The 14,042-nt window shown below is 65.5% G+C and carries 9 protein-coding genes; 4 read left to right on the forward strand and 5 right to left on the reverse strand.

Going from position 1 to position 14,042, the window contains the following annotated elements; genetic code table 11:
• The first annotated feature begins 50 nt into the window (after positions 1-50).
• On the forward strand, positions 51-2,483 hold the full coding sequence (locus tag AB8808_RS16285; protein ID WP_369930654.1) for a TonB-dependent receptor plug domain-containing protein: 2,433 nt from the start codon (positions 51-53) through the stop codon (positions 2,481-2,483).
• Positions 2,484-2,788: 305 nt separating this feature from the next.
• On the opposite strand, the gene AB8808_RS16290 is transcribed toward AB8808_RS16285, so the two are convergent.
• Complete coding sequence (locus AB8808_RS16290; protein WP_036140216.1) at positions 2,789-3,889, reverse strand: OmpA family protein; 1,101 nt, start codon at positions 3,887-3,889, stop codon at positions 2,789-2,791.
• A 195-nt stretch (positions 3,890-4,084) separates the two neighbouring features.
• Positions 4,085-5,536, reverse strand: a complete 1,452-nt coding sequence (locus AB8808_RS16295) for a bifunctional 2-methylcitrate dehydratase/aconitate hydratase (protein ID WP_369930655.1) — start codon at positions 5,534-5,536, stop codon at positions 4,085-4,087.
• A 291-nt stretch (positions 5,537-5,827) separates the two neighbouring features.
• On the opposite strand from AB8808_RS16295, the gene AB8808_RS16300 reads away from it, so the two are divergent.
• Together AB8808_RS16300 and AB8808_RS16305 are read left to right on the forward strand one after the other, a co-directional pair.
• Entirely contained in the window at positions 5,828-6,496 is a 669-nt protein-coding gene (locus AB8808_RS16300; RefSeq protein WP_369930657.1) for a TerC family protein, read from the forward strand.
• Positions 6,497-6,942: 446 nt separating this feature from the next.
• Positions 6,943-7,887, forward strand: coding sequence for an IS110 family RNA-guided transposase (locus tag AB8808_RS16305; protein ID WP_369925716.1), 945 nt, complete (start codon positions 6,943-6,945; stop codon positions 7,885-7,887).
• Between the two features lie 590 nt (positions 7,888-8,477).
• On the opposite strand, the gene AB8808_RS16310 is transcribed toward AB8808_RS16305, so the two are convergent.
• Entirely contained in the window at positions 8,478-9,335 is an 858-nt protein-coding gene (locus tag AB8808_RS16310; RefSeq protein ID WP_369930658.1) for an outer membrane protein, read from the reverse strand.
• Between the two features lie 332 nt (positions 9,336-9,667).
• Here AB8808_RS16310 and AB8808_RS16315 point away from each other — a divergent pair, with 332 nt between their 5' ends.
• Positions 9,668-11,686 carry an FAD-dependent oxidoreductase gene (locus tag AB8808_RS16315; protein WP_369930659.1) on the forward strand — a complete coding sequence of 673 codons (2,019 nt, stop codon included), beginning with the start codon at positions 9,668-9,670 and terminating at the stop codon, positions 11,684-11,686.
• A 227-nt stretch (positions 11,687-11,913) separates the two neighbouring features.
• Here the strand turns inward: AB8808_RS16315 and prpC are convergent, their stop codons facing one another.
• A complete protein-coding gene (prpC, locus tag AB8808_RS16320; protein WP_036140202.1) occupies positions 11,914-13,068 on the reverse strand; it encodes a bifunctional 2-methylcitrate synthase/citrate synthase in 1,155 nt (384 codons plus the stop codon).
• A 12-nt stretch (positions 13,069-13,080) separates the two neighbouring features.
• Entirely contained in the window at positions 13,081-13,968 is an 888-nt protein-coding gene (gene prpB, locus AB8808_RS16325) for a methylisocitrate lyase (protein ID WP_285406030.1), read from the reverse strand.
• Positions 13,969-14,042: the final 74 nt, after the last annotated feature.

Genomic DNA, 14,042 nt, shown 5'->3' on the forward strand with positions numbered 1-14,042 from the left:
GTCGCCCGTGTCGCCGCGGTGACCTCCCCGCGTGCCCGCCAGGATCATCCATGCACCCGTCCCGCCTCGCTTCCGCCGTCCTGCTCGGTCTTGCCGCCCTTCCCGCCGCCGCTCAGGAGGCCGACCGCAACACCGCCTCCACGCTCGACCAGATCGTGGTCACGGGCACCCACGCCAAAGACCGCACGGTACTGGATTCGCCGGTGCCGATCGATGTGCTCACGCCGGAGGACCTGCGCTCCGCCGGTGCCGTCAACGGCGAGCTCGGCCAGGCGCTGGCCACCCTGCTGCCCTCGTTCAATTTTCCCCGCCAGTCCAACTCGGGCGGCTCCGACCACGTGCGCGCCGCCCAGCTTCGAGGCATGAGCCCGGACCAGGTGCTGGTGCTGGTCAACGGCAAGCGCTTCCACACCTCCGCCCTGGTCAACAGCGACAGCAAGATCGGCCGCGGCACCACGCCGGTGGATTTCAACGCCATTCCGATCAGCGCGATCAAGCGCATCGAGGTGCTGCGCGACGGTGCCGGCGCGCAATACGGATCCGACGCCATCGCGGGCGTGGTCAACATCATCCTCGACGATGCCCCGGAGGGCGGCGAGGTGGACGCCACCTATGGGGCCTACCACACGAATTTCCGCCCCGGGAACCGAGAGATCACCGACGGCCAGAGCGGCTACGTCAGCGCCAAGGCGGGCGCCAAACTCGGGGGCGACGGTGGCTTCGTCCGTGCCGGCATCGAGGGGAACAACCGCCAGCCGACCAACCGGGCCGGCCGTGACGACATCCCCTCCTGGGAGAACCCCTCGCCGGAAAACCTGGCCTTGCGCGGCAAGCGAAACTACGCCGCCGGCGATCCGCGCAACGAGAACTACAGCGGCTGGTTCAACGCCGAATTGCCGTTGGGCGACACCGTGCGCGGCTACGCCTTCGGCATGTACACGCAACGCCGCACCGTCGGCGACAACTATTTTCGCTATCCCGACAGCGACGCGAACGTGCCGGCGCTCTATCCGCAAGGCTATCGGCCCGAATCGCTCGGCTACAACCGCGACGTCAACCTCACCGCCGGCGCGCGCGGCCGTGCAGGCGAATGGGATATCGACGGCAGCCTGACCTGGGGTCGCAACACCTTCGACTACGACCTGCGCGACACCGTCAACGTGTCCCTGGGCGAGCAAAGCCCCACGCGCTTCGCCATCGGCAAGTACGACAGCACGCAGGGCACCGCCAACCTCGACTTAAGCCGATCCGTGGAATGGGGCTCGAAGCTGTTTACGCTGGCAACGGGTGCGGAGTTCCGCCACGAGGGCTTCCGGACCTATGCGGGCGATCCGGCGTCCTATGCGGTGGGGCCGATCATGGGCGCACCGACCGGCGCGCAGGCCGGTGGCGGCCTGACACCCCAGGACACGGCAGACCTGCATCGCAACGTCAGCGCCGCCTATGTCGATCTCTCCGGCGACGTCACGGATCGCTTCTTCGCCGATGCCGCAGGGCGCTACGAGCACTACGACGACTTCGGCTCCGCGTGGACGGGCAAGCTCAGTGGCCGGTACGCGCTCACCGATGCCTTCGCCATTCGCGGCGCCGCATCGAACAACCTGCGCGCGCCCTCGCTCAGCCAGGTCGGTTTCGAATCCACATCCACGGGCTACGGCGCCGACGGCACCCTGGTACAGGGCCGCGTGCTCTCGGTCGACAATCCCATCGCGCGCGGGCTGGGCGCGCGCGACCTCAAGCCCGAGAAATCCCGCAACTACAGTCTCGGGCTCACCGCCCGCCTGGGCGAGCGCTTCGACGCCTCGCTGGATGTGTATCGCATCGATGTCGACCACCGTGTCACGTTGTCCGAAACCATCGCACCAGACGGCCTGGAAAATTACATCGACGCGCGCTTCGGCGTACCGGGTATCCAAAGCGTGGCGTTCTTCACCAACGCCGTGGACACGCGCACCCGTGGCGCGGAGCTGGTCACCAACTACCGGCAACCGGCCTTCGGCGGCAACCTCACGCTCACCGCCACCTATAGTTACAACCGCACGTCGATCCGCCACGTCCGCGACACGCCACCGGAACTGGCCGCGCTCGGCGCGGATGCGGTGCTGTTCGGGCTGGAAGAACGCAACACGCTCACCGATGCCGCCCCGCGCCAGCGTGGCGCGTTCACCGCACGCTGGGACAACTCGCGCTGGTCGTTACTGGGCCGCGCCACACGCCAGGGCAGCACCACGCGGGTGTTCGATTTCGGTGGTGGCTTCGTGCCGAAGCAGACCTATGCGGCGCGCTGGCAGCTGGATGCGGAAGCCGAATGGCACGCCACCGATCGCCTTTCCCTCGCGCTGGGCGGGCAGAACATCACCGACCAGTACCCCGATCGCTCGATCCCCGACATCGCCTACGCCGGCAACTTCCCCTACGACGTGATCTCCCCGATCGGCTCGAACGGCGCGTACTGGTACGGACGACTCCGCTACGCCTGGTAACCCCGCCACACCCGGCGGTGCGTTGCGTCCGCCGTCAAGATCGTCGCGGTCGCGGGCCAATGTAGGAGCGGACGATGTCCGCGAACCCTCCAGGCCACTAAAACGAACGATGCCGCGCCCCGCCTAACGCCGGGCGTTTCCAACCACCGAACAAAGCGGTCTCACATGGCGCGGAATGCCACGCGGGCACGTGGACCGTCGGGGTGCCGGACCCTTGGAACGTTGGCCGACCCTGTGGCCTGCACAAAAAAAGAGCCCGGCTTTCGCCGGGCTCTTTCATGCTGCACTTACCGATCTTGCAACGATTACTGCTGAACCTGCAGTTCCGTGCGACGGTTACGAGCGCGGCCTTCGGCCGTGTCGTTCGTGTCGATCGGGTTGCTTTCGCCGTGACCGATCGGACCTTCCAGACGATCCGCACCGATACCGTGCGAGGTCAGGTAGTCGAACACGATCTTCGCGCGACGCTCGGACAGGCCCTGGTTGTAAGCGTCCTTACCGACGCTATCCGTGTAACCAGCAACCGTGACCTTGACGGCCGGGTAACGCTGCAGGGTGTCGACAGCCTGGTCGAGAACGCCCAGCGAGTCGCTGGTCGGCTCCTGCAGGGTCGGTCCGATGTTCGTCTCACCCTTCTTCGGGCGGTCGAACTTGAAGTTGACACCACGCAGGTCGATGACGACCTTCTGCGGGCAACCGTCCGGGCCGACGATCGTGCCAGCCGGGGTGGCCGGGCACTTGTCGTCGCAATCGTTCACGCCGTCGCCGTCGCTGTCGAGCGTCGAGCAATCCGGAGCGGCCGGAGCGACAGCAGCGACCGGAGCCGGAGCTGCCGGCGGCTCGCCGAAGCGCGAGACGATCGAGAAGCCGAGGAACCAGTCACCGTAGCCATTCTCGCTCTCGACGGTCTTGTCGTCCCAGTCGTAGCGGTAGCCGGCTTCGACGCGGAAGTCGGAGCTGTCGGTGATGGTCTTCGACACGCCGACGCCGAGCTCGGCAGCCGGGGACCAGCCGTTGTCGGACGGGTTGTGGTGGTACGAACCCATCACGCCAGCCAGCAGGTACGGACGCCAGCTGTCCCAGGCACCAGCGTAGAAGCGAGCTGCCACGCCGTAGCTGTTGTTCGACCAGTGGCCGTTACCGTCGTTGTCGCGCTTGGTGCGATCGGCAAAGATGTCGATCGACGCGTTGTTCGAAATGAACTTACCGAAGCCCAGGCCGTAATAGACCTGACGGCTGTTGGTGTTGCGGTCGGTGTCGTTGTAGTAACCGCCCACCGTCGGTGCGATGTACCAGCGGCCGTCATAGCCGTTACCCGCGGTGTCAGCAGCGGATTCCTGCGCATGAACGGCACCCACGCCGCCCAGGGCCAAGCCGATCAGCAAAAACAAGCCCTTACGTTTCATCGGTGTCTCCTCATTATTGGTATTCGCTTCCGCGCTCCACCCCAAACGGAATCGCGCGTAAATCTAAAATCTAATCCGGGGACTTCAGCCGTCCCTCGCTTTTATATCCCTTCAACGGGCGGCGGCAGTTTAGCAAAAATCAAACAATTGAACACGTGCTAAAAACCGCCGTTCATACTTGAGTCACGGCTATTATCAAGCCGTGAAGAGCGTCATGAACTCGTGAATGGGCATCGCGTCGAGTTTTTCGGCCGACGAAGTCACCTCCAGAACCTTCTCAACCCGCTCTGCAGGCCACTCTGCGCGCAGGGCCGCCTCGAACTTGCGGAGCAGGACCGGGATGCCTTCAGCGCGGCGGTTGCGATGACCGATGGGAAAGTCGATCGAAATCTTTTCAGTTTTTGAACCATCTTTGAAGAAAACCTGCACCGAATTGCCGATGTAGCGCTTCTCCGGGTCGAAGTAGTCGCGGGTGAACTGGGGGTTCTCCACCACCGTCATCTTGTCGCGGAGGGCATCGATCCTCGGATCGGCCGCCACGGCGTCGTTGTAGTCGTCCGCGGTGAGGCGGCCGAAGATCAGTGGCACGGCCACCATGTACTGGATGCAGTGGTCGCGGTCGGCGTAGTTCGCCAAAGGGCCAGTCTTGTCGATGATGCGGACGCCGGCTTCCTGCGTCTCGATCACGATCTTCTCGACCTCGTCCACGCGGGAGGCGACCTGCTCGTGCAGCGCCATGGCGCATTCCACCGCGGTCTGGGCGTGGAATTCGGCCGGAAAGCTGATCTTGAACAGCACGTTTTCCATCACGTAGCTGCCGAACGGGCGCTCGAACTCGAAGGCGTTGCCCTTGAAGGCCACGTCGTAGAAGCCCCAGGTCTTGGCGGTCAGCGCCGACGGATAACCCACCACGTTGCGGTAGACCGCGTTGATGGCATGGGTGACGGCACGGCGGCAGGCGTCGCCCGCGGCCCAGCTCTTGCGCGGACCCGTATTGGGCGCATGGCGATAGGTACGCAGGGCGCCGTTGTCGATCCAGCTGTGCGAGACCGCGGTGGTGATCTGGTCCTTGTCGCCGCCCAACATGGCCGTGGTGACGGCTGTGGACGCCAGCCGGACGAGGATCACGTGGTCCTGGCCGACGCGGTTGAAGCTGTTCTTCAGGGCATAGCAGCCCTGGATTTCATGGGCCTTGATCGCATAGCCGAGCACGTCGCGCACGGTCAGCGGCGCGCCGCCTTCCTTGACCGCCTTGCGTGAAAGGTAATCGGCCACCGAGAGGATGGCGCCCAGGTTGTCGGAGGGGTGACCCCACTCGGCAGCGAGCCAGGTGTCGTTGAAATCCAGGTAGCGGATCTGCGTACCGATGGCGAAGGCCGCCTGCACCGGGTCCAGCTCGTGCGCCGTGAACGGCACGCGGGAGCCACCGGGCATCATCGCGCCCGGCACCAGCGGCCCGAGGTGCTTGACGCAATCGGGGAATTTCATCGCCAGGGCCGAGCAGGCCAGCGAATCCAGGAGCATGTAACGCGCGGTGTCGTAGGCCTCCTGCGAGTCGATCCGGTAGTCGGCGACGTAGTTGGCGATGTCCACCAGCGGCTGGTCCGGATCGGGACGCGTGGCGGAACGGATGTCGTGTGCGCTCATGGATGTCACTCGCGGGGTTGGGATAGCCGACGATTTTAACCGGTGACCCCGGGGCAATGTCTTGCCGCGGTGCATCCCAACCGAGCACAATGCACCCCACTACCAACCCGAAGGGGAGTAGTTCCGCGAAGTCCCTCCGGGGTTTCGTGCGCGACGGTCGTCAATACGGATGCCCCATGCATCCCGGTCGTCGCGGTGGCTTGCGCCAGGAACGAGACTTTTGTGGTGACCACGAGCGCGCGTGCCCGTGGCCGCCGCATTCGATCTCACCACGCGCAAAGGCCGCCACGCATGGATTTTCTCACTCCCGAATTCTTCTCCGGCCTTGCCGCCATCGTCCTGCTGGACCTCGTCCTGGCGGGAGACAACGCGATCGTGATCGCCCTGGCGGCACGCAACCTGCCCCGCGAATTGCAGAAGAAAGCGGTGTTCTGGGGCACGTTCGGGGCGATCGCCCTGCGCATCGTGCTGACCTTCGCCGTGATCTGGCTGCTCAAGCTGCCCGGTCTCATGCTGGTCGGCGGCGCCCTGCTCATCCCCATCGCCTGGAAACTGCTCAAGCACGACGACCACGATCCGAACATCGATGCCGCGTCGGGCTTCTGGCCGGCGATCCGCACCATCGTGGTGGCCGACGCCCTCATGGGCCTGGACAACGTGCTGGCGATCGCCGGCGCGGCCAAGGGCCACATGGGCCTGGTGGTTCTCGGGCTGGCGATCAGCGTGCCGTTGGTGGTGTGGGGCTCTACCCTCATCCTGAAACTGATCGAGCGGTTCCCTGCGGTCGTCTACATCGGTGCCGCGGCCATCGCCTGGACCGCGGCGCGCATGATCGCCCATGACGGCCTGGTGGCGCCCTGGTTCGATGGACGGCCGTGGGCGCCGTGGGTGCTGGATGCGGTGCTCGTGCTGGGCGTCTGTGGCGGCGGGTGGCTTTGGGGGCGTCGGGTGCGGGGATGATCAGCGTGAGTGGCTCGCCTTCGGCATCGCGTTGGGGCTTGAGCCTTGGCACCTTGGAGCAAGAGCCGGCGGGTAGCCCCCTCGGTGCCACGCCTCCGGCGACCCGCACCGAGGGGGCTACCCGCCGGCTCTTCCTCAAATTGAGGTGGCGTGTTGGGCGAGTAGCGCGTGGGGTGAACGAGTAGCGGTCGGGGTACGGCGTTGCCGCTTTGTTGGCTGTTCGCGCACATCGTGCGCTTGTGTCTTTTCGATGGGGTAGATTCGAAGTCGAGAGCGGAGTGTGGCAGGCCGATTGTGCGCGGTGCCTTGAGCACGTGTAGGAGCCCGGGCCGCCACACTCCCTTCTTTCCACCAAGCCCGAACAGTTGCCCGAGTTAACGGCTCGAACATCACAAGCGTGGGCCCGTGGAAAGTGCTCTCTATCCCGCCCTAGCTGGAACGAGACGATGACTTTTTACCTCGGTATCGACGTCAGCAGCAAGACGCTTGACGTGGCTTTCTTCCGTGCCGGTGAACAAACCGGCGCCTGTGAGCAGTTCGACAACAGCCCAGCCGGTGCGAAGAAACTGCTTCGCGTCATGGCCAGGCTGGACGTGCAACACGTGGTCCTGGAGGCCACCGGTGGCTACGAGAACCTGATTCTGGATGCCATCGCCCAGATCTATACGGTGACCCGGATTGCCTCGCATCGTGGCACCGCTTTCGTGCGTAGCCTGGGCAAGTTTGCCAAGACCGACAAGGCCGACGCCAGGGCCTTGGCCCACATGGCCCAGACCATCACGCCGCAGCCCTATAAGCCGCCAACGCCGGCGCAACGCCATCTGCGCGGCCTGGTGAAGGGCCGGGATCAGTTGATCCGGCAGCGCGACGACAACCGCCGCCGGATCAAACGGTGCGAGTCGATGGTCGTCCAAGGGGCGCTAGAGCGGGTAGGCGCCCTGCTGACCGCGGAGATCAAGGCACTCGAAGGGCTCATGGCGGAAGCCGCCAAAGCCGCCGATGCGCCGCTTGCTGAGCAACTGCTCCAGGTGCCTGGCCTGGGCAAGATCGCCGTCGCCACGCTGCTGGCCTTCCTACCGGAGCTGGGCCAACGCGGCAATCGGCAGATCAGCGCGCTGGTCGGCGTCGCGCCGTACACCAAGCAGAGCGGGCGGCGGGACGGCCCCCGCCAGATCATGGCCGGCCGGCCCTTCGTGCGGCGCATCCTTTACATGGCCGCACTCGCCGCCATCCGCAGCACCCAGTCACCTCTGAGAGCCCACTATCAGGCCCTTAAAGCGCGAGGCAAGCCTCCGAAGGTGGCCATCGTGGCCTGCATGCGCAAACTGCTCATCACCCTCAACGCCATGGCCCGCGATCAGACTCAATGGCACGGCACGGTAGAGGCCTGAAAAAGACAGTTGCTCCTACACCCAGGGTAGGCAGGGTGTGGAACGCGTGATCCGCCGGCTGGGTAGGAGCGCACGCGTGTGCGCGAACCCTCAACACACCTAAGGCGACAGATGCCACACGCAACAGGCAAGCGAGCGTTCCCAGCAACGAAGCGACCCCCCGCTCTGTGCTCTCCCACACGCAACCTCAGTCTGCGAAAGAGCCGGCGGGTGCCACCCTCGTGGCCGGTAGCCGCAGGCGAGGGCTTCGAACGGAAAAGGCCCGAAGGGGGCCGGCCAGGACGGCCGGCCATTTTTGCTGAGCCATGGATGGCGAATCAAAAATCCCCGGGCGAAGCCCGACCCGTGCCCGAAGGGCAATAAGTAAACGGACGCGCCAGCGGCCCTTCCCTTTCGGGTCGCCGCAGGCGTGGCCACGAGGGTGGCACCCGCCGGCTCTTGCTCCACGGCCCAAGGCCCAACGCGATGCCGAAGGCGAGCCCATCACCCGACCAACCAACCACCAACCACCAACAAAAAAGGCCGCCCGAAGGCGGCCCAGGATTCCCCCCGGCGAGGCGGACGGCGAGAGCCGACCGCCAACCGGTTGGTCAGAAGCGGAAACGGACGTAGGCAGCCGGTCCGTCGAGCTTCATGTCGAGATCCAGGTCGTAGCGACGCTTGTCCTGGTTGAGCTTGATGCGGGTATAGGCATATTCCGCGCCGAAGCCCACGTTCTGCCACGGGAACCACTCGACGCCGAGCGCCGCGTCCCAGATGTGGCCGTAGACGCTGCCGCCGTTCTTCTTCACGCCCGAGGCGTTGAAGTACATGCGCCACTGGTCGTTGAACGCGTGGCGCCAGCCCAGCTGCAGGTTGGGAGCCCAGGCGTTGACGTCGCTGGAAGCGCGGTCCGAAACCGTCTGGCCGAAGCCCGACGCGGTGCCGCTGATGCTCGCCTGCACCTTGTAGTAGGCCGCACCCAGGCCGACGCCGAACACGTCGTTACCCGTGCCGAACCACCACTTGTAGGCGGCGCTGCCGAAGGTGAACTTCAGGTCGCCCTTGACGCGAGCCGTGGCGTCGATAGGCGTGCCGAGGAAATTGATCGAGGTATCGAGGCTCTTGGCGTGCGAGCGGTTCACTTCGTAGTAGTCGAAGGTGAAGCCCTGGTGCTCGCCGATCAGGAAGTCGAGGCGCGCGCGCGGCACGGTCTTGTGCTTCTTGAAGTCGAGGTCGTCTTCGAGGTTCACCTTGCCGCTGGTGTTGAGAAAGCCGGTCTTCGCGCCGATCGTCGTGTCGTTGTTGGTGTAGTAGCCACCCAACCAGATGCTGACGTTATCGAGGGCGGGAGACTGCGACTTCTTCTCGCTGGTGTCCTGCGCATGCGCCACCGCGCCGAAGGCGGCGAGCGAAGCGATGGCAAGGCCTGCAGTGAGCTTGCCGTAACGGAATTGACCTGTGCGCATGAACAAAACTCCCTGGAAATGTTTAAAAGTTGTTAGTAGCCCCGTTTGAAATTTTAACAAACGCAAGTGTGTGCGTTTCGTGCACGGGAACCTCCCAGCGTTTGAAACATCGGCGAAAACAGCACCGCAAGCCGCCTTCAGGGCCTATTCCGCCCGTGACGAAAGGTGATCTGCATCACATATCGGGACTCACGTGCGCTTTACCTTGCGAAAGTGAGGCCTACTCCGCCACGCCCGCGCCACCTGGCAAGGTCGCCCGCTGCTGCGCCCGCCCTTGCCCCGACGACACGATCCGGGGATCATTCGAACGATCGTTTGAACCGGATGTCGCCGTGTCCTACCCCCATCTGCTCGCCCCGCTCGATCTGGGCTTCACCACCCTGCGCAACCGTGTCCTGATGGGCTCGATGCATACGGGACTGGAGGACAAGGCCGCCGATTACGACAAGCTGGCGGCGTTTTTCGCCGAGCGCGCGCGCGGCGGCGTGGGCCTGATCGTCACCGGCGGCATCGCGCCGAACATCCAGGGCTGGCTGAAACCGATGTCGGGCACGATGTCGATGCCCTGGCACGTGGGTCGACACCGCAAGGTCACCTCGGCGGTCCACGCCGAGGGCGGCAAGATCTGCATGCAGATTCTCCACGCCGGCCGCTATGCCTACCAGCCCCTGTCGGTCGCCCCCTCCCGGATCAAGTCGCCGATCACGCCGTTCACGCCACGGGCGCTCGGCGCGCGTGGCGTGGAGCGCACCATCGACGCCTTCGTACGCAGCGCAAAGCTGGCACGGGATGCCGGCTACGACGGCGTCGAAGTCATGGGCTCCGAGGGCTACCTGATCAACCAGTTCCTCACCTCGCGCACCAACAAGCGCACCGACTGCTGGGGCGGTTCGGCCGACAACCGCATGCGGTTCCCGATCGAGATCGTGCGGCGCATGCGCGAGGCGGTGGGCAAGGACTTCATCATCGTCTACCGCCTGTCGATGCTCGATCTGGTCGACGACGCGCAGCCGTGGAACGACATCGTCACCCTCGCCAAGGCGGTGGAAGCCGCCGGTGCGACGATCATCAACACGGGCATCGGCTGGCACGAGGCCCGGGTTCCCACCATCGTGACCAGCGTGCCGCGCGGCGCGTTCCGCTGGGTGACCCGGCGCATGAAGGGTGAGGTGGCGATACCGCTGGTGACCACCAACCGCATCAACATGCCCGACGTGGCCGAACGCATCCTGGCCGACGGCGACGCCGACATGGTCTCGATGGCCCGGCCGCTGCTCGCGGATCCGGAATGGGTGAACAAGGCGCGCGCCTCGCGGCCGCAGGCGATCAACACCTGCATCGCCTGCAACCAGGCCTGCCTCGATCACGTCTTCGAGAATCGCCGGGCGTCGTGCCTGGTCAACCCGCGGGCTTGCCACGAGACCGAACTGACGATCACGCCGGCGGCCGTCGCGCGCCGTGTCGCCGTGGTCGGTGCGGGGCCCGCGGGCCTGGCCGCCGCGACCACCCTGGCCCAACGCGGGCATGCCGTCACGCTGTTCGATCGCGCCCACGAGATCGGCGGCCAGTTCAACATGGCCAAGCGAATTCCGGGCAAGGAAGAATTCAGCGAAACGCTGCGCTACTTCGACCATCGCCTGGACGAGACCGGCGTGACCCGCCGGCTGGGCACCGATGCCGACGCAGACATGCTGGCGTCCGGCGGCTTCGAGACCGTGGTCCTCGCCACCGGCGTACTACCCCGGCCGCTGTCGATCCCCGGCGCCGATCATCCCCGGGTGCTGAGCTATATCGATGTCCTTCACGGCAACGCTGCGGTGGGCGCCCGGGTCGCCGTCATCGGCGCGGGCGGCATCGGCTTCGACGTCGCCGAATTCCTGACCGAGAGCGCCCCCTCGCCGACGACGGACATCGCACGCTGGACGCGCGAATGGGGCGTGGACATGACCATGGCTACTCCCGGCGGCCTGATGCCGGCGCAGCCGGAGAAACCCGAGCGTGAGGTGTGGTTGTTGCAGCGAAGCGAGGGGCGACCCGGTGCGCGCCTCAACAAAACATCAGGCTGGGTGCACCGCGCCACGTTGAAGAACAAGCGCGTGAAGATGATCGGCGGCGTGATCTACGAGCGCATCGACGACGCCGGCCTGCATGTGACCGCGGATGGAGAGTCTCAATTGCTGGCCGTGGACCATGTGGTCGTTTGCGCCGGGCAGGAGCCCAATCGCGCCCTTCATGCCGCCCTGCTGGCGCGCGGCGTCGACGTACGATTGGTGGGTGGCGCGGATGTGGCCGCAGAACTGGATGCGAAGCGGGCGATCGACCGCGCGACGCGGATGGCGGCGGAGATGTGAATCAGGCTACGGCGTCAATGCGCCGCGGCATCCTGCTTCTCGCACATCGTGCGTTCGATGTGGCGGCTACGCCGCGGTGCCCCCATTCGCGCACATCGTGCGCTCCTACGACAGCCGCGTTGTAGGAGCGCACGATGTGCGCGAACAGAAAACGCCGCGGCGAAGCCGCCTCCGATAACGCACGATGTGCGCGAATCGAGACACCGCGGCGAAGCCGCCTCACTACATCAACGCTTCTCGATCGGCGTATACGTCTGGTCTTCCGGCCCGGTGTAGTTCGCGCTCGGGCGGATGATCTTGCCGTCCTGGCGCTGTTCGATCACGTGGGCGCTCCAGCCCGACGTCCGCGCAATGACGAACAGCGGCGTGAACATGGCGGTGGGAACGCCCATCATGTGGTACGCCGACGCCGAGTACCAGTCGAGGTTGGGGAACATCTTCTTCAGTTCCCACATCAGCTTCTCGATCTTTTCCGACACCTCGAACAGGCGCGGGTTGCCGCCGTCGGTGCACAGCTTGCGCGCGATTTCCTTGATGATCTCGTTGCGCGGATCGGACACCGTGTACACCGGATGCCCGAAGCCGATGATGATCTCCTTGCGCTCGACGCGTGCGCGGATATCCGCTTCCGCCTCGGCGGCGTCGCGATAGCGCGCGATGATTTCCATCGCCACCTCGTTGGCACCGCCGTGCTTCGGGCCACGCAGTGCGCCGATGGCACCGGTGATAGCCGAGTACATGTCCGAGCCGGTACCGGCGATGACACGCGCGGCGAAGGTGCTGGCGTTGAACTCGTGCTCGGCGTACAGCACCAGCGAACGATCCAGCGCATGCGAATGCAGCTCGCTGGGCTTGCGGCCATGCAGCAGATGCAGGAAATGGCCGGCGATCGACTCGTCGTCGGTCTCGGTCTCGATGCGCTTGCCGTTGTGGCTGAAGTGGTACCAGTACAGCAGGATGGAACCGAAGCTGGCCATGAGCCGGTCGGCGATGTCGCGCGCGCCGGTGACGTTGTGGTCGTCCTTCTCCGGCAACACCGTGCCCAGCACCGAGGCACCGGTGCGCATCACGTCCATCGGATGCGTGGCGGCCGGCAGCAGCTCCAGCGACGCCTTGACCGGCGCGGGCAGGCCACGCAGGCGCTTCAGCTTGGCGCGATACGCGTTCAGCTCCATCCAGTTCGGCAGCACGCCGTGCACCAGCAGGTAGGCCACTTCCTCGAACGAGCCCTTCGCGGCCAGGTCGTGGATGTCGTAGCCGCGGTAATGCAGGTCGTTGCCGCTGCGGCCGACCGTGCACAGCGCCGTGTTGCCGGCGGCGATGCCGGATAACGCGACGGATTTCTTCGGCTTCGGGCCGGTCGTGGTTGCGGTGTCGCTCATGCGTGACTCTCCTTAACCCTGCTTAGAGAAAAGCGCGTCGAGGTGACGCTCGAATTCGTGGTAGCCGATGCGGTCGTAGAGCTCCTCGCGCGTCTGCATCGTGTCGATGACATTGCGCTGGTGACCGTCGCGGCGAATGCTGGTGTAGACGTTTTCCGCCGCCTTGTTCATGGCGCGGAACGCGGAAAGGGGATACAGCACGATGCCGACGCCGACGCTGCCCAGTTCCTCGGTGCTGAACAACGGGGTCTGGCCGAACTCGGTGATGTTGGCCAGCACCGGCACTTTCACCGCGTCGACGAAACGCTGGTAGGTCGGCAGGTCGTAAGCCGCCTCGGCGAAGATCGCATCGGCACCCGCCTCGACACAGGCGATCGCCCGCTCGATGGCGGCGTCCACGCCAAGCACCGCGATGGCGTCGGTGCGAGCAATGAGGAAGAAGTCGGGATCGGTCTTCGCGTCGGCCGCGGCCTTGACCCGGTCGGCCATCTCGCCCGTGGTGACGATTTCCTTGCCGGGACGATGACCGCAGCGCTTCGCGCCCACCTGGTCCTCGATGTGGCACGCCGCGGCGCCGGCCTTGATCAGGCTCTTGACGGTGCGGGCGATGTTGAAGGCACTGGGCCCGAAGCCGGTATCGATATCGACCATCAACGGCAGGTCGCAGACATCGGTGATGCGGCGCACGTCCACGAGCACGTCGTCCAGCGTGTTGATGCCCAGGTCGGGCAGGCCCAGCGACCCGGCGGCCACGCCGCCGCCGGACAGGTAGATGGCCTGGAACCCGGCTCGCTTCGCAAGCAACGCATGGTTGGCGTTGATCGCGCCGATGACCTGCAGGGGCCGTTCGGCCGCGAGGGCGGCACGGAAACGGCCACCGGCCGAGGAAGGCTGCGCCATGGAATGCTCCGGGTAAAGACGCGCATTTTAGCGCAGCTGCGTGAAGAGGCCTTGCTGCGGCGCGGCGTACGCGT

Source organism: Xanthomonas sp. NCPPB 2632, assembly GCF_041228075.2.
Lineage (GTDB): Bacteria > Pseudomonadota > Gammaproteobacteria > Xanthomonadales > Rhodanobacteraceae > Luteibacter.